Origin of the sequence: Mesorhizobium sp. M7D.F.Ca.US.004.01.2.1, from assembly GCF_003997785.1 — a bacterium.
GTDB classification, from domain to species: domain Bacteria; phylum Pseudomonadota; class Alphaproteobacteria; order Rhizobiales; family Rhizobiaceae; genus Mesorhizobium; species Mesorhizobium loti.
On record NZ_RZRQ01000140.1, the window covers coordinates 1 to 14,891 of the forward strand.

Annotated in this window: 14 protein-coding genes; 6 read left to right on the forward strand and 8 right to left on the reverse strand. The window is 63.0% G+C overall.

Translation table 11 applies throughout. From position 1 onward, the window contains the following. Positions 1-607: 607 nt before the first annotated feature. The 5 genes from EN993_RS19300 (at position 608) to EN993_RS19320 (ending at position 5,870) form a co-directional block, all read left to right on the forward strand. Positions 608-2,200, forward strand: a complete 1,593-nt coding sequence (locus EN993_RS19300; RefSeq protein WP_126067526.1) for an ABC transporter substrate-binding protein — start codon at positions 608-610, stop codon at positions 2,198-2,200. Positions 2,201-2,250: 50 nt separating this feature from the next. Further along, a complete protein-coding gene (locus EN993_RS19305) occupies positions 2,251-3,258 on the forward strand; it encodes an ABC transporter permease subunit (RefSeq protein ID WP_127264549.1) in 1,008 nt (335 codons plus the stop codon). 70 nt (positions 3,259-3,328) lie between these two features. After that, a complete protein-coding gene (locus EN993_RS19310) occupies positions 3,329-4,183 on the forward strand; it encodes an ABC transporter permease subunit (RefSeq protein WP_244482870.1) in 855 nt (284 codons plus the stop codon). 2 nt (positions 4,184-4,185) lie between these two features. Beyond that, positions 4,186-5,043: an ABC transporter ATP-binding protein gene (locus tag EN993_RS19315; RefSeq protein ID WP_109666181.1), complete on the forward strand. Its 858-nt coding sequence runs from the start codon at positions 4,186-4,188 to the stop codon at positions 5,041-5,043. Further along, positions 5,040-5,870: a dipeptide ABC transporter ATP-binding protein gene (locus tag EN993_RS19320; protein WP_109666183.1), complete on the forward strand. Its 831-nt coding sequence runs from the start codon at positions 5,040-5,042 to the stop codon at positions 5,868-5,870. The genes EN993_RS19315 and EN993_RS19320 overlap by 4 nt, the downstream gene beginning before the upstream one ends. A 43-nt stretch (positions 5,871-5,913) precedes the next feature. Here the strand turns inward: EN993_RS19320 and EN993_RS19325 are convergent, their stop codons facing one another. The 5 genes from EN993_RS19325 to EN993_RS19345 all read right to left on the reverse strand — a co-directional run bounded on the left by EN993_RS19325 (position 5,914) and on the right by EN993_RS19345 (position 11,092). Next, positions 5,914-7,194 (reverse strand): cysteine desulfurase-like protein, encoded by a 1,281-nt coding sequence (locus tag EN993_RS19325; RefSeq protein ID WP_109666185.1) that lies wholly within the window; start codon positions 7,192-7,194, stop codon positions 5,914-5,916. A gap of 48 nt (positions 7,195-7,242) precedes the next feature. Further along, entirely contained in the window at positions 7,243-7,917 is a 675-nt protein-coding gene (locus tag EN993_RS19330) for an amino acid ABC transporter permease (RefSeq protein ID WP_109666187.1), read from the reverse strand. Between the two features lie 152 nt (positions 7,918-8,069). Continuing rightward, the gene (locus tag EN993_RS19335) at positions 8,070-8,867 is read right to left on the reverse strand and encodes an ABC transporter substrate-binding protein (RefSeq protein WP_109666189.1); all 798 of its coding nucleotides are present in this window, start codon (positions 8,865-8,867) and stop codon (positions 8,070-8,072) included. 73 nt (positions 8,868-8,940) lie between these two features. Continuing rightward, positions 8,941-10,140, reverse strand: coding sequence for a pyridoxal phosphate-dependent aminotransferase (locus EN993_RS19340; protein ID WP_127264550.1), 1,200 nt, complete (start codon positions 10,138-10,140; stop codon positions 8,941-8,943). Positions 10,141-10,330: 190 nt separating this feature from the next. Further along, complete coding sequence (locus EN993_RS19345; protein WP_109666751.1) at positions 10,331-11,092, reverse strand: HpcH/HpaI aldolase/citrate lyase family protein; 762 nt, start codon at positions 11,090-11,092, stop codon at positions 10,331-10,333. Positions 11,093-11,214: 122 nt separating this feature from the next. Here EN993_RS19345 and EN993_RS19350 point away from each other — a divergent pair, with 122 nt between their 5' ends. Further along, positions 11,215-12,306 carry an LLM class flavin-dependent oxidoreductase gene (locus EN993_RS19350; RefSeq protein ID WP_109666194.1) on the forward strand — a complete coding sequence of 364 codons (1,092 nt, stop codon included), beginning with the start codon at positions 11,215-11,217 and terminating at the stop codon, positions 12,304-12,306. Between the two features lie 24 nt (positions 12,307-12,330). Here the strand turns inward: EN993_RS19350 and EN993_RS19355 are convergent, their stop codons facing one another. The 3 genes from EN993_RS19355 to EN993_RS19365 are packed head-to-tail and all read right to left on the reverse strand — an operon-like array spanning position 12,331 to position 14,745. Beyond that, positions 12,331-12,726 carry a RidA family protein gene (locus EN993_RS19355; RefSeq protein WP_109666196.1) on the reverse strand — a complete coding sequence of 132 codons (396 nt, stop codon included), beginning with the start codon at positions 12,724-12,726 and terminating at the stop codon, positions 12,331-12,333. A gap of 58 nt (positions 12,727-12,784) precedes the next feature. Further along, positions 12,785-13,933 carry an acyl-CoA dehydrogenase family protein gene (locus EN993_RS19360; RefSeq protein ID WP_109666198.1) on the reverse strand — a complete coding sequence of 383 codons (1,149 nt, stop codon included), beginning with the start codon at positions 13,931-13,933 and terminating at the stop codon, positions 12,785-12,787. Beyond that, positions 13,933-14,745, reverse strand: a complete 813-nt coding sequence (locus EN993_RS19365) for an enoyl-CoA hydratase family protein (protein WP_109666200.1) — start codon at positions 14,743-14,745, stop codon at positions 13,933-13,935. Before EN993_RS19365 ends, EN993_RS19360 begins: the two co-directional genes overlap by 1 nt. Between the last annotated feature and the right edge of the window lie 146 nt (positions 14,746-14,891).

The following is a 14,891-nucleotide window of genomic DNA, read 5'->3' on the forward strand; positions in this document are numbered from 1 at the left end:
TTTGCTGGCACGCTGGCCGCCTTCAGCTTGGTCGCGGCAGCTTCGGCAACTGGCGCTTTCGGCTTGACCTTGCCGGCTGCCTTTGGAGCCGCCTTGGCCCCCGCTTTCGCCGGCGCCGTCGTCCTTGATGCTTTTGCCACCCGTTACCTCCCTCGACAATTCTTGTTCGTCTGCGTTGCGCTCGCCCCTGAATTGACAGAGACGTCCTCCGCTGCTGCCGCTATATCATCTATGTATTGCCTCCATTGGTGACCGTGCAAGTCTTGCCCTTGCGGCAAGGCGGCGAAAGATTTGCCGTCCAAAATCTTTCCAGCGGCCGACACTCTCCCCTGTGTCCCGGCCTGTGTCCCGGTGCATCCTCGGCTGCTCGGAAGAGCGCGCGGCATCGATATCGTCAAATCGGCGATCAATAAAAAAATGCGGTCGTTAATAATAGCGTGAATGGAAAAAACTGCTAATTTTTTCTGCCATTTAGCAAAATCGCGGATTTTTTTCCTGCTTCCCGCGGGGTAAGCAAACGGGGTGTTCCAAAGCCGGAAAAACGGTGCTTATATGCGCGCTTCGCGAGCCTGATAGAGGGGCTTGGAAGAACATCAGGGAGTGCTCAATGAAGAAGAAACTGACTTTTGCAGCCGCGTTGCTGGCTGCAAGCGTCCTGGGCGGCGTGGCCAACGCGAAAACTCTGGTCTATTGCGCGGAAGCTTCGCCTGAGGGTTTCGACCCGGCGCCGTATACCGCAGGCCAGACGTTCGACGCGTCGTCGCGCACCGTCTTCAACCGCCTTGTCGAATTCGATCACGGCAAAACAACGACCTCGCCGGGCCTGGCTGAAAGCTGGACGATCTCCGACGATGGCAAGGAATACGTCTTCAAGCTGCGCAAGGGCGTCAAGTTCGCCGCCACCGACTATTTCACCCCGACGCGCGACTTCAACGCCGACGACGTGGTGTTCTCTTTCGAGCGTCAGGTCGACAAGGCTGGCCCGTGGTTCCAGTACATCCCGGGCATTGCCTACCAGTATTACAATGACCAGTTCGGCGACAACATCACCAAGGTCGAGAAGGTCGATGACCTGACGGTGAAGTTCACCCTCAAGGAGCCGGCAATCACCTTCATTCCGACGCTGGGCATGGACTTCGCCTCGGTCGTCTCCAAGGAATATGCCGACAAGCTGCAGGCGGACAAGACACCTGAACTCTTCAACCAGAAGCCGATCGGCACCGGCCCGTTCATCTTCGTCGACTACCAGACCGACGCGGCCATCCGCTACAAGGCCAACCCGGACTATTGGGGCGGCAAGCAGAAGATCGACGATCTGGTCTTCGCCATCACCACCGATCCAGCGGTGCGTGCGCAGAAGCTCAAGGCTGGCGAATGCAACATCATGTCATACCCGGCACCGGCCGACATCGCCGGCCTGCAGGCTGAAGCCAGCCTGAAGGTCGACGAGCAGGAAGGCCTCAATGTCGGTGCGCTGATGTACAACACCCAGCAGAAGCCGTTCGACGACGTGCGCGTCCGCAAGGCGCTCAACATGGCCATCAACAAGAAGGCTATCATCGACGCCGTCTTCCAGGGTGCCGGCCAGGTGGCGGTTAATCCGATCCCGCCGACCATGTGGTCCTACAACAAGGAAGTGAAGGACGATCCGTACGATCCGGATGCATCCAAGAAGCTGCTCGAAGAAGCCGGCGTCAAGGACCTCAAGATGAACGTCTGGGCCATGCCGGTGTCGCGCCCGTACATGCCGAACGCGCGCCGCACCGCCGAACTGATCCAGTCGGACTTCGCCAAGGTCGGCGTCACCGTCAACATCGTCAGCTACGATTGGGGTGAATACCTCAAGCGCGCTTCCGCGGTCGATCACGATGGCGCCGTCATCGTCGGCTGGACCGGCGACAATGGCGATCCGGACAACTTCCTCGGCGTGCTCCTGAGCTGCGCTTCCGTCGGTTCGAACAACCGCGCGGAATGGTGCAACAAGGACTTCGACGCGCTCATCAATAAGGCCAAGACCGTTTCGGATCAGGCCGAGCGCACCAAGCTCTATGAACAGGCACAGGTCATCTTCAAGGAACAGGCACCCTGGGCGACGCTCGCTCACTCCAAGGTGTTCATGCCGATGCAGAAGACCGTCACCGGCTTTGCGATGGATCCGCTCGGTATCCATCGCTTCGACGGCGTCGATATCGCCGAATAAGGTTGCGAAACGGGGGCGTCGCCATGTGGTGACGCCCCCACTCGCCCGCCATGCTGCGCTATATCCTCGGCAAGCTCGCCCTCATCATCCCGACCTTCATCGGGATAACCATCCTCGCCTTTGGCTTCGTGCGCATCCTGCCCGGTGATCCGGTGCTGGTGCTTGCGGGCGAACGCGGCCTGTCGCCCGAACGTCACACGGCGCTGATGCACCAGTTCGGTTTCGACCTGCCGATATGGCAACAATACCTGACCTATCTGACGAACATCCTCAGCGGTGATTTCGGCACCTCGTTTTCCACCAAGACGCCGGTGCTCAAGGACTTCCTGGTGCGCTTCCCGGCAACGGTCGAGCTCGCCATCTTTGCCATGATCTTTGCCGTCTTCCTGGGTGTCGCCGCCGGCATCTTCGCCGCCATTCGCCGCGGCTCCTGGTTCGATCAGCTGACCATGGGCACGGCGCTGGCAGGCTATTCCATGCCGATCTTCTGGTGGGGTCTGCTGCTGATCATCGTGTTCTCCGGCACGCTGCACTGGACACCGGTTTCCGGCCGCATCGACCTTCTCTACTTCTTCAAGCCGGTGACAGGCTTCATGACCATCGATTCCCTGATCTCCGGACAGAAGGGCGCCTTCCGTTCGGCACTGTCACACCTTGTTCTTCCAACCATCGTGCTCGGCACCATCCCGCTCGCGGTCATCGCCAGGCAGACGCGGTCGGCCATGCTCGAAGTGCTTGGCGAAGACTATGTGCGCACCGCGCGCGCCAAGGGCCTGACCCCGTTCCGGGTGGTCGGCCTGCATGCCTTCCGCAACGCGCTGATCCCGGTCGTCACCACCATCGGCCTCCAGGTCGGCACGCTTTTGACCGGCGCCATCCTGACCGAGAGCATCTTCTCCTGGCCCGGCATCGGCAAATGGATGATCGACGCCATTTCCAAGCGCGACTATTTCACCGTGCAGGGCGGGTTGCTTTTGATTGCGCTGATCGTCATGTCGGTGAACCTGATCGTCGACGTGCTCTACGCCGTCATCAACCCACGCATCCGGGCCAACTGACATGAGCAACGAAGGCCCAGCCACCATCGAAGCCGCGACCGTCGTCAAGCAGCAGGACGCAAGGCTGCAGATGTTCGGCGAGTTCTGGCACTACTTCTCCGTCAACAAGGGCGCGGTGATCGGGCTCTTCGTCTTTGCGCTGCTGATCCTGATCGCCATCTTCGCGCCGTTGCTGGCACCGCATTCGCCGGACGATCAGTTCCGCGACTTCTTCCTGACGCCGCCGGCCTGGCAGGAGGGCGGCAACGCGCAGTTCCTGCTCGGCACCGACGCCGTCGGTCGCGATATGCTGTCGCGGCTGATCTACGGCTCGCGTTTCTCGCTCGCCATCGGCTTCGTCGTCGTCACCACCGCGCTGATCTCCGGCGTCATCCTCGGCCTGCTCGCCGGCTACTGCCGCGGCTGGGTCGACACGCTGATCATGCGCATCATGGACATCATCCTGGCCTTCCCGTCGCTGCTGCTGGCCCTGGTGCTGGTGGCGGTGCTTGGCCCCGGCCTCGTCAACGCCATGATCGCCATCGCCTTCGTGCTGCAGCCGCATTTCGCCCGGCTCACCCGCGCCGCCGTAATGGCCGAGAAGACCCGCGAATACGTCGTCTCCGCCAAGGTCGCCGGCGCCAGCCATCTCAGGCTGATGCTGGTCACCATCCTGCCCAACTGCATCGCGCCGCTGATCGTGCAGGCGACGCTGTCCTTCTCCAACGCCATTCTCGAGGCGGCCGCCCTTGGCTTCCTCGGCATGGGCGCACAGCCTCCGACGCCGGAATGGGGCACCATGCTGGCCGAGGCGCGCGAGTTCATCCTGCGCGCCTGGTGGGTCGTGACCTTCCCCGGCCTCGCCATCCTGATCACCGTCTTCGCCATCAATTTGATCGGCGACGGCCTGCGCGACGCGCTCGACCCCAAGCTGAAGAGGTCGTGAGAATGCCTCTGCTCGAGATCAAGAACCTCACCGTCTCCTTCGACACCGCGGCCGGACCGTTCATGGCCGTGCAGGGCATCGACCTGTCGATCGAGCCGCGCGAAGTGCTGGCGATCGTCGGCGAGTCCGGTTCCGGCAAGTCGGTGGCGATGCTGGCGGTGATGGGCCTGTTGCCCAACACGGCAACGGTCAAGGCCGACCGCATGGCCTTTGACGGCATCGATCTGCTGAAGCTCAGCCCGTCCGAACGCCGCAAGATCGTCGGCAAGGACATCTCGATGATCTTCCAGGAGCCGGTCGCTAGCCTCAACCCGTGCTTCAACGTCGGCTTCCAGATCGAGGAGGTGTTGCGCTTCCACATGGGCATGGACCGCGCCCAGCGCCGGGCGCGGGCCATCGAATTGATGAAGCTGGTCGGCATCGCCGATCCGGAAGAACGCTTGAGTTCGTTTCCGCACCAGATGTCGGGCGGCCAGTGCCAGCGCGTCATGATCGCCATCGCCATCGCCTGCAATCCGAAACTGCTGATTGCCGACGAGCCGACGACGGCGCTCGACGTCACCATCCAGAAGCAGATCCTCGATCTCCTGGTTTCGCTGCAGGCCAAATACGGCATGGGCCTGATCATGATCACCCACAATATGGGCGTGGTGGCCGAGACCGCCGATCGCGTCATCGTCCAGTACAAGGGCCGCAAGATGGAAGAGGCCGACGTGCTGTCGCTGTTTGAATCGCCGAAGAGCAACTACACCCGTGCGCTGTTGTCGGCGCTGCCGGAGAACGCCGTCGGCGATCGTCTGCCGACCGTGTCCGACATGATGTTCGAGCCGGCCCCTTCGGCTGCTGGAGCCGCCTCATGAGCACCACGGTTCTCGAAGGCAAGAACATCGTCCGCGACTATCACATCGGCGGCGGCCTGTTCACCGGACCGCGCACCGTGCATGCGGTCAAGGGCGTCTCCTTCAAGGTGGACAAGGGCAAGACGCTGGCCATCGTCGGCGAAAGCGGCTGCGGCAAGTCCACACTTGCCCGCATCATCACGCTGATCGATCCGGCGACGGCGGGCGACCTGTTCATTGACGGCAACAAGGTCGACATCGTCAGGAATCCCTTGACGAAGGAGATGCGCCGCAAGGTGCAGATCGTCTTCCAGAATCCCTATGGGTCGCTCAATCCGCGCCAGAAGATCGGCGACGTGCTGGGCGAGCCGCTTTTGATCAACACCGACAAGTCGGCCGCCGAGCGGCGTGACCTGGCGATGAAGATGCTGAAGAAGGTCGGCCTCGGCCACGAGCACTACAACCGCTATCCGCACATGTTCTCTGGCGGCCAGCGCCAGCGCATCGCCATTGCCCGCGCGCTGATGCTCAACCCGAGCCTGCTGGTGCTGGACGAGCCGGTCTCGGCGCTCGATCTTTCGGTGCAGGCGCAGGTGCTGAACCTGCTCGCCGACCTGCAGGACGAATTCCAGCTGACCTATGTCTTCATCAGCCACGATTTGTCCGTGGTGCGCTACATCGCCGACGACGTGATGGTGATGTATTTCGGCGAAGCGGTCGAATACGGCTCGCGCGACGAGGTCTTTGCCGACCCCAAGCACAGCTACACCAGGACGCTGTTCGCCGCGACGCCGCGTGCCGACGTCGCCTCGATCAAGGCCAGACTGGCGAAGAAGAAGGCGGCTTAACGTCTCTTCGTCATCCTAGGGCGGAGCTCCGCGAAGCGTCGTTTCACGACAACTTCGCGATGATGGCGCGCAGCGCTGCGCCGAAGCGCCGGACTTCCTCAACCGTGTTGTAGTGGACCAGCGAGGCGCGGATGGCGCCGCTGTCCATCGAGAGGTTGAGACGCTTCATCAGCCGTGGCGCGTACATGTGGCCGTCGCGGATGCCGATCTGCATCTCGGCCATTTCCTCGACGATCCGCTGCGGCGAGAGCTTGCCGATGTTGAAGCAGAAGGTCGGCACGCGCTCGGTGATGCGGGCCTCGTCGGCAACGCCATAGATGGTCGCGCCGCAGTCCTTGAGCACGCCAAGCATCTCGCGCGCCAGCACCAACTCATAGTCGCGGATGGCGCCCATGCCGGCGACGATGTTGTCGCGCCGCGAGCGGTTGTTGGAGGGTGCCAGGTTGCGGCCGATCAGTTCCAGATACTGCACGGCGGCATCCATGCCTGAAACGTTCTCGTAGATGAAGGTGCCGGCCTCGACCTTGTAGGGCGGCTCGTCGGGGATGAAATCCTCGCGGAAGGTAGGCAGCCGCTTCAGTGTTTCGAAACGGCCCCACAGGAAGCCCATATGCGGCGAGAAATTCTTGTAGCCGGAGCAGACGAGATAGTCGCAGTCCCAGGCCTGCACGTCGATCAGCCCGTGCGGCCCGTAGTGCACACAGTCGAGGAACACTTCGGCGCCGGCCGCGTGCGCGATACCAGCCACGGAAGCGACATCGACGATCGAGCCGATCGAATGCGCCGTCACCGTGCAGGCGACGAGACGGGTGCGGTCGGAAACCAGCGGGCGCAGATCGTCGACATGCAGATTGCCGTCCTCGCGCATGCGCCACCATTTGAACTTTGCGCCGGCGGACTCCAGCGCCAGCCATGTCGCGATGTTGGCGTCGTGGTCCATGTCGGTGACGACGATCTCGTCGCGCTCTTGCAGCATCTGGCCGATGCCGAGGCTGACCAGGCGAATGAACGAGGTGGCGTTCATGCCGAAGCAGATTTCCGCCGGGCTGTAGGCATTGATCAGCAGCGCGACGCTTGTCCGAGCATCGGCAACCGACTGGTCGACGGTGACGCTGCGGCCATAACGGCCGCCACGCTGCACATTGTGCGAAACCAGATGATTGGTAACCGCGTCGAGCACGCTTTGCGGGATCTGTGCGCCGGCGGCATTGTCCAAAAAGATGAAGTCGCCGGCCCGCTGCAAGGCTGGAAACATGGCGCGGATAGTGTCGACGGGGAACGCGCCGGAGGCGCTGTTCGCGTTGTCGGTTTGATGCTTGTTCACGGGCAGGCTCCTGCGAAGGACTTGGGCGGGGTGGATCAGTTGGCGAGGTCAGCGCTTCTTTTCGGTCTTGAAGCGCTCTTCAAGCAGGCTGACGAGGCGGACCATCGGCCAGAGGAAGATGAGATAGACAAGCGCGGCGCCGATCAACGGCGAGGGATTGGCGTAGAGCGACTGCGCGTTGGTCGCTTCCTTCAAGAGTTCCGGCAGCGCCACGGTCGAGGCGAGCGAGGTGTCCTTGAACATCGAGACGCAGTTGCTGGTCATCGGCGGGATGACCACGCGGATCGCTTGCGGCAGCACCACCTTGCGCAGGGTCAGCAGGAAGGGCAGGCCAAGCGCCTGCGACGCCTCGAACTGGCCACGCGGAATGCTTTCGATGCCGGAGCGGAACACTTCGGCCGAGTAGGCCGACATGATGAAGGCGAAGGCAGTCACGGCGGAGGCCCAGGACGACAGGCGTATGCCGAGGAAGGGCAGCGCATAGTAGATCAGGATCAGCACGACCAGCACCGGCAGGGCGCGGAAGATGTCGGTATAGCCGACCGCCAGCCACCGCAGCGGCTTCGGTGCATAGAGTCGCACCAGGCTGATCGCCAGGCCGATGGGGATGCCGATGCCGATGCTCAAAATGCCGAGCAGCAGCGTGTTCAGGAAGCCGCGCAGCAGCGCCGGCAGGCTGGATATGATGACATCGGGGTTGAAGAAGGTATCCAGCAGCGACATGGGAGCGTTCCCGAACCCGAGAGCAAGGATGCTCAGGTTAAAACCAATCGACCTCGCCAGCGGCGAGACGGTCTGCGCGGAAGCCGGCGCTGGAGCATGAAATAAATCGTGCCGGCCTGGAAAGCCGGCACGATGTCAGCGCAGCTTTCAGCTCAGGCCTTCGGCAGCGGCATTTCCTTCATGGTCGAAGAGTCGGCAGGCGCGTCGCTGCCGAACCACTTCTTATGGATGGCGGCCAGCGTGCCGTCCTTCTTCATCGCGCTCAGCGCGTCGTTCAGCTTGCCGAGCAGCGGGTGGTCCTTGGTCATCATCAGGCCGTATTGTTCGCCGGTCTTGATGCGTTCCTTGACGACCAGATCCTTCATCTTGGTGAAGGAATACTCCATGCCCGGAATGTCGCTGACGGCGGCATCGACGCGGCCGGCGCTGAGGTCGAGCAGCAGGTTCTGCTGCGTGTCATAACCCTTCACGTCGCTGAAGCCGTCGGCTTCCTGATGCGCCTTGACCCAGGTCTCGCCGGTCGAGCCGGACAGCACGCCGACGATCTTGCCCTTGAGGTCGGCTTCGGCCTTGATCGGGCTGTCGGTCTTGGTGGCGATGCCCATGTCGGAATCATAATAGGGCTGCGTGAACGACTGCGACTTCAGCCGCTCCGCCGTGATGGTGATCGACGAGATGGCGACATCGATGCGCTTCGACGTGGTGGCGGCGAACAGCGCCTGGAAGCCGAGATCGGCGATGTCGGTGGTCATGCCGATGCGCTTGGCTGCTTCGTTGACGATGTCGACTTCGAAGCCCTCGAAGGTGCCGCTCTCGTTCTTGTATTCGAACGGCGGATTGGTCGGGTACGCGCCGACATTGAGCACGTCCGCGGCATAGGCGGTGGCGGGGCCGGCGGCGATGCCGATGGCGGCGGCGAGAAGTAGCAGTTTGCGGCGAGTGAAGCTCATTTGTGTTCCCTCTGTTGTTGATCGGGCGGGTTGCTCCCGCACGGTTTTTTGCCGCCCCGCTTCAGGCAGGGCGTCAATTCATGGCAGCGACCATGCGGTCGAGCGCGGTAGCTATGTCCTTGCGTTCACGGCACACGCACATGCGCAGGAAGGCCGTTGCCGAACTTCCGAAGAGATGGCCGGGCGCCAGGCCGACGCGCGCCGTCTCAAGGATTTTGGCGCAGGCAAGACGTGCGTCGCTTTCGCCTTCCATGGCAAAGAAGGCATACATGCCGCCGCGCGGTTTCGCAGGCAGGATGATGCCTGGAATCTCCGCCAGCCGGTCATAGGCAAGGTCGAGGCCGGTCCGGATACGTTGCCGGATCTCTTCGACCAGCGGCTCGCCCTGGCGGATGGCTGCAACCGCACCAGCCTGGATGGGGGCAGCGGTGCCGCTGTTGATATATTGTGTCATGGCGCCGAGCTGGTCGGCCACCCCTGATGGATGCGTCAGCCAGCCGATGCGCCAGCCGGTCATCGCCCAGGCTTTGGAGAAGCTGTTGACCGACAGCACCCGGTCCCCGTCCTCGGTGATCTGCAGGATGGAGGGGGCAACGTCGCCGTCGAAATAGAGCCGGCCATAGACCTCGTCGGAGATGATCCAGATGCCGGTGCGCCGGCTGAAATCGAGCAGCGCCAGCATCTCCTCGCGCGATGCGGTCCAGCCGGTCGGGTTGGATGGCGTCGACAGGAAGATCGCCCGCGTGCGGGCGTCGCAGGTGGCGAACAGCCGGTCGAAATCCAGATGCCAGTCGCCCCTGAAATCGAGCGAAAACGGCCGTGGCTCACCGCCGATCAAATGGATGGCGTTGTGGATGTTGGGCCATTGCGGCGCGACATAGACGACGTTGCTGCCGGTATCGACCAGCAGTTCCAGCGCCAGGTACAGCGCCTGCATGCCGCCAGGCGTGACGATGGTGCGCGCGATCGGGATCGGCCGGCCATGGATGCGCGTCTGGTACTCCGACAGCGCCTCGTTCAACGGGGCGTGGCCGCGCATGTTGGGAACGTAGAAGGTCAGGCCGTCATCGAAGGCGGCCTTGGCGGCGTCGCGGATGAAAGCCGGCGTCACCATGTCGCCTTCGCCGTACCACAGCGCGATCACATCGCCCAGTTCACGCGCCCGCACGGCAAGGTTGGCGATGTTTTCTGTGTGAAGATCGCGAATCTGGGCGCGCACGCCGTCAAAGGCATAGCGCGCGCTGGACGATGACTGGGGCAGTACGAACGACAAGGACTGAAACCCCTCCTACCCGGAGCACAACGATGGACTGGCCGGGAAGCCGGTCCGGTACGGCCGTCGCCATCGATCCTGGAATGCTTATCCAAAGTGCGGCACTTTTCAAGGCGAAAGTTTTAAGCTTAAAAAGTTTGACCGTCCTGTTGCCGTGCCGATACGCCTTTTTGCGCCAGCTGCGCCCGTCTCATGCCAATTCGTCGCGTGTGGCGGCACAGTTGGCCGCAGCGCCGGCGCCGAGAAACATGGTGTCGCTGGCCAGGATGAAGAAGCTGGCGCCGATGGCTGCCCATTGCCCGACAGGTTGTGGGCTGGCGCAAAATATGCCGGCGGCCTTGCCGTGCGCGATCGTCGCGCCGACGATCGTCCGGATCGCCGCATTGAGCCTGTCTACGCCTTGCGGTCCCAGCGCATCGATCGACACCGAAAGATCGCCGGGGCCGACGAAGATCACGTCGATGCCGTCGACGGCCGCGATCGCTTCGATGTTGGCCAGCCCTTCTGATGTCTCGACCTGGATCGCGACGACGATCCTGTCATTGGCGCCGGCCAGATATTCCGGAATGCGATAGCCATAGCCGGCGGCCCGGCCGGGACCGACACCGCGCTCCCCTTTTGGCGGATAGCGCGAGGCTTTGACGGCCATCGCGGCCTGGGGGGCGGTCGATATGCGCGGCACCAGCACGCCTTGGGCGCCGCTATCCAAGGCCGCCTGGATGGCCTCCGGCGCATGGCCGGGAACACGCACCATGGCCGGCACGCGATGCACGTCGGCCGCGCGCACCATGGTCTCGATCATGTCGCGCGAGATCTGGGCATGTTCCCAGTCGATGCAGAGGAAATCGAGACCGGACTGCGCCATCACTTCGACCGCGACGGGATGGGGAATGGCTGCAAAGGAGCCGACAAGGTTCGTCTTGCCGATGCATTTCTGGCGGAACTCGCTCATGCCGATCCCCTTTTTCGTCCTGCCCAAATCCATATCCGCAAACCAGCGCCAGGCGAAGCGATTTCATGCTTGAAATATTTTTGCGGAGCCGTAGCGTGCGATCTTCGCCGGGAGGTCGCGACATGAACAAACCACACCCCTTGCACGGCCCGAACAGACTGAAGCTCGGCGTCTTTTCGACCAATGCCGATGGCGGCCTTGCCATCACCGACGTTCCGGAACGCTGGACAGCGAGCTGGCAGGACAATCTGACCGCGGCGCAGATCGCCGATCGGGCAGGGCTGGAGTTCATGCTGCCGATCGCGCGCTGGCGCGGCTTTGGCGGCCGCAACAAGGTGCGCGAATGGTCGTTCGAGACCTTCACCTGGGCGGCAGCACTTGCCATGGCCACCGAGCAGATCGGCCTGTTCATGACCGTGCATGTGCCGCTGGTGCATCCGCTCTACGCAGCCAAGGCGCTGGCGACGGTCGACCACATCAGCCAGGGCCGCGCCGGCCTCAACATCGTCTGCGGCTGGAACCCGAAGGAATTCGGCATGTTCGGCACGCCCCTGGTCGAGAAGGGCTACGACCAGGCAGCGGAATGGATCGAAATCCTCGAAAAGCTTTATGCCTCGCCCGAGCCGCTCGACTATGAGGGCACCTACTATCGCCTCAAGGAAGCCGTCAGCCGGCCGGCTAGCCTGCAGGTTCCGCGCCCCGTGACAATGAACGCTGCTTTCGGCGGGCCGGGTCGCGATTTCGCCGCCGCCAGATGCGATTATCTGTTCACGACCTTTTCCGAGATGAGCGATGCCGGCAAGCACGTCGCCGACATCAGCGAGCGCGCCGACAAGGCAGGCCGCGACGTCGGCGTCTACACGGTGGCGCATGTCGTCTGCCGTCCGACGATGGAGGAGGCGCAGGCCTATTACACGCGCTACGCCGTTGATATGGCCGACCACGATGCGGTCGATGCGCATATGGCAGGCAAGAAGGAATTCTCGCAATCGCACGACCCGCATGCCTATGACCGCTATCGGCAACGTTTCGCCGGCGGCGCCGGCACCTACCCGCTGGTTGGAACCCCGGAAACGATCGCCGCCGACATGGCCGCCATTGCCGGGCACGGCTATCAAGGCATCGCGCTGTCCTTCGTCAACTACACGCAGGAACTGCCCTATTTCTGCGATCACGTGCTGCCGATTTTGCGGAAGGCGGGACTGCGCGAATAATTTATTCCTGGGACAATCGATAGTTTATTCCGGGATGACGGCGGTAGCTTGGATCTCCACCTTGGCCCGGTCCTCGACCAGCGCCACCACCTGCATGGCGGCCATCGCCGGAAAGTGCCGGCCGATCACCTCGCGATAGGCCTCGCCGATGCCCCTGAGGTTGGCGAGGTATTCGGCCTTGTCGGTGAAATACCAGGTCATCGAGGTGATGTGCTGCGGCCCCGCACCGGCCTCGGCCAGCACCGCGACGATGTTCTCGAGCGTCTGCCGCACCTGGCCGACAAAATCGTCGGTCTCGAACTGGCATTGTCCGTTCCAGCCGACCTGTCCGCCTACGAAGACGAGCTGCCCGCGTGCCGCGACGCCATTGGCGTAGCCGACAGGTTTTGCCCAGCCTTCCGGCTGCAGAATCGTATGCATTCAAAACCTCCCGGTATTCCAAAAACCAAGTCTCAAAATCGCCGTCAATTTCTCGCCGTCAGGCCGCGCCCAGCACTTGTCGCGCAATCACCACTTTCTGGACGTCGGAGGCACCCTCATAGATGCGCAGCGCGCGGATCTCGCGATACAGGCTTTCGACGATATGGCCTTTGCGGACACCGTCGCCGCCATGCAGCTGCACGGCCTTGTCGATCACCTCTTGCGCCTTGTCGGTGGCAAACAGCTTGGCCATCGCCGCCTCGCGGGTGACGCGGGGCGCACCCATGTCCTTGGCCCAGGCGGCGCGGTAGACCAGAAGCGCCGCCGCGTCGACGTCGAGTGCCATGTCGGCGATATGCCCCTGCACCATCTGCAGCTCCGCCATCGGCGCGCCGAACAGTTTGCGCTCGGCCACCCGTTTGATGCTCTCGTCCAGCGCGCGGCGGGCAAAGCCAAGTGCCGCCGCGCCGACAGTCGAGCGGAACACATCGAGCACCGACATGGCGATGCGGAAGCCGTCGCCTGGTTTGCCGATCAGTGCCGAGGCTGGCAGGCGGACCTGGTCGAAAGACAGCCGCGCCAGCGGATGCGGCGCGATCACTTCGAGCCGCTCGGCGATGCCGAGGCCCTTGGTGTTATCAGGCACGAGGAAGGCCGAGAGCCCCTTGGCGCCGGGCGCCTCACCGGTGCGGGCAAAGACGACATAGAGATCGGCGATGCCGCCATTGGAGATCCACGTCTTCTCGCCGGACAGGACATAGCTATCGCCGTCGCGGATCGCCGTCATTTCGGTGTTGGCGACGTCCGATCCCGAGCGCGGTTCCGACAGGGCGAAGGCTGATATCGCCTTGCCGGCGCGCGTCTTTGCCAGCCATTGCTGCTGCGGCGGCGTGCCGAACAGGCTGAGCGCACCGGTGCCGAGCCCCTGCATGGCGAAGGCAAAATCGGCCAGCCCGTCATGGCGGGCAAGCGTCTCGCGTGTGATGCACAGGGTGCGGACGTCGAGTGGTCCCGGATTGTCCGTGTCGAGCGCCGTCGGCTTCAACCAGCCATCCCGGCCAAGCTTGCCCACCAGCTCGCGGCAGGCGGCATCGACATCATGATGATCGACCGGCAGGTTTTTCGCGCACCATGCCTCCAGCTGCTCGGCGAGCTGGCGATGGCGATCCTCGAAAAACGGCCAGTTGAGAAAACTCTTGTCAGCCATCAATTGCCCTCGAACACCGGCTTTTCCTTGGCCACGAACGCCTTGTAGGCGCGCTCGAAGTCGCGCGTCTGCATGCAGATCGCCTGCGCCTGCGCTTCCGCTTCGATCGCCTGGTCGAGACCCATCGACCATTCCTGGTTGAGCTGCGTCTTGGTGATGCCATGGGCGAAGGTCGGGCCGGAGACGATGCGCGCGGCCATGTCGAGCGCATCGGCCTCCAGCGATGCGGCATCGACCAGCCTGTTGTAGAACCCCCAGCGCTCGCCTTCTGCCGCCGTCATGGTACGGCCGGTGTAGAGCAGTTCGGCGGCGCGGCCCTGGCCGATGATGCGCGGCAGGATCGCGCAGGCGCCCATGTCGCAACCGGCGAGACCGACTCGGGTGAACAGGAATGCGGTCTTTGCTTCCGGCGTGGCGATCCGGATATCGGAGCTCATGGCAATGATGGCGCCGGCGCCGACCGCGACGCCATCGACCGCCGCAATAATCGGCTTGCCGCAATTCAGCATCGCCTTGACGAAATCGCCGGTCATGCGGGTGAAGGCGAGAAGCTGCTTCATGTCCATCTTGACCAGCGGGCCGATGATGTCGTGGACATCGCCGCCAGAGCAGAAATTGCCACCATTGGAGAGAAACACCACGGCGTCGACGTCGTCGGCATAGACGAGGTCGCGGAACGTGTCGCGCAGCTCGGCATAGCTATCGAAGGTCAGCGGGTTCTTGCGTTCCGGCCGGTCGAGCCGGACCTTTGCGATCCTGCCTTCGACCTCCCACAGGAAATGCTTCGGCTTGCGCCCGACCATCGCGATCATTCGCGTCCCTCCCAGTTGCTGCGGAACGAGGTCAGCATGCCGGTCAGCCGGCGCGCGTCGTCCTCGCTGACCTTGCCCAGCAATTCACCGATCCAGCCTTCATGCGCCGCGGCGATGGTGGCAAAGGCCTGCGTGCCTTCCTCGGT

What these genes read in the sequence shown, in the direction of transcription:
- EN993_RS19330 (WP_109666187.1), bottom strand. Translation starts at nt 7,917, where the DNA reads ATGTCGCTGCTGGATACCTTCTTCAACCCCGATGTCATCATATCCAGC.
- EN993_RS19335 (WP_109666189.1), bottom strand. Translation starts at nt 8,867, where the DNA reads ATGAGCTTCACTCGCCGCAAACTGCTACTTCTCGCCGCCGCCATCGGC.
- EN993_RS19365 (WP_109666200.1), bottom strand. Translation starts at nt 14,745, where the DNA reads ATGATCGCGATGGTCGGGCGCAAGCCGAAGCATTTCCTGTGGGAGGTC.
- EN993_RS19305 (WP_127264549.1), top strand. Translation starts at nt 2,251, where the DNA reads ATGCTGCGCTATATCCTCGGCAAGCTCGCCCTCATCATCCCGACCTTC.
- EN993_RS19345 (WP_109666751.1), bottom strand. Translation starts at nt 11,092, where the DNA reads ATGAGCGAGTTCCGCCAGAAATGCATCGGCAAGACGAACCTTGTCGGC.
- EN993_RS19300 (WP_126067526.1), top strand. Translation starts at nt 608, where the DNA reads ATGAAGAAGAAACTGACTTTTGCAGCCGCGTTGCTGGCTGCAAGCGTC.
- EN993_RS19360 (WP_109666198.1), bottom strand. Translation starts at nt 13,933, where the DNA reads ATGGCTGACAAGAGTTTTCTCAACTGGCCGTTTTTCGAGGATCGCCAT.
- EN993_RS19350 (WP_109666194.1), top strand. Translation starts at nt 11,215, where the DNA reads ATGAACAAACCACACCCCTTGCACGGCCCGAACAGACTGAAGCTCGGC.
- EN993_RS19320 (WP_109666183.1), top strand. Translation starts at nt 5,040, where the DNA reads ATGAGCACCACGGTTCTCGAAGGCAAGAACATCGTCCGCGACTATCAC.
- EN993_RS19310 (WP_244482870.1), top strand. Translation starts at nt 3,329, where the DNA reads ATGTTCGGCGAGTTCTGGCACTACTTCTCCGTCAACAAGGGCGCGGTG.
- EN993_RS19315 (WP_109666181.1), top strand. Translation starts at nt 4,186, where the DNA reads ATGCCTCTGCTCGAGATCAAGAACCTCACCGTCTCCTTCGACACCGCG.
- EN993_RS19355 (WP_109666196.1), bottom strand. Translation starts at nt 12,726, where the DNA reads ATGCATACGATTCTGCAGCCGGAAGGCTGGGCAAAACCTGTCGGCTAC.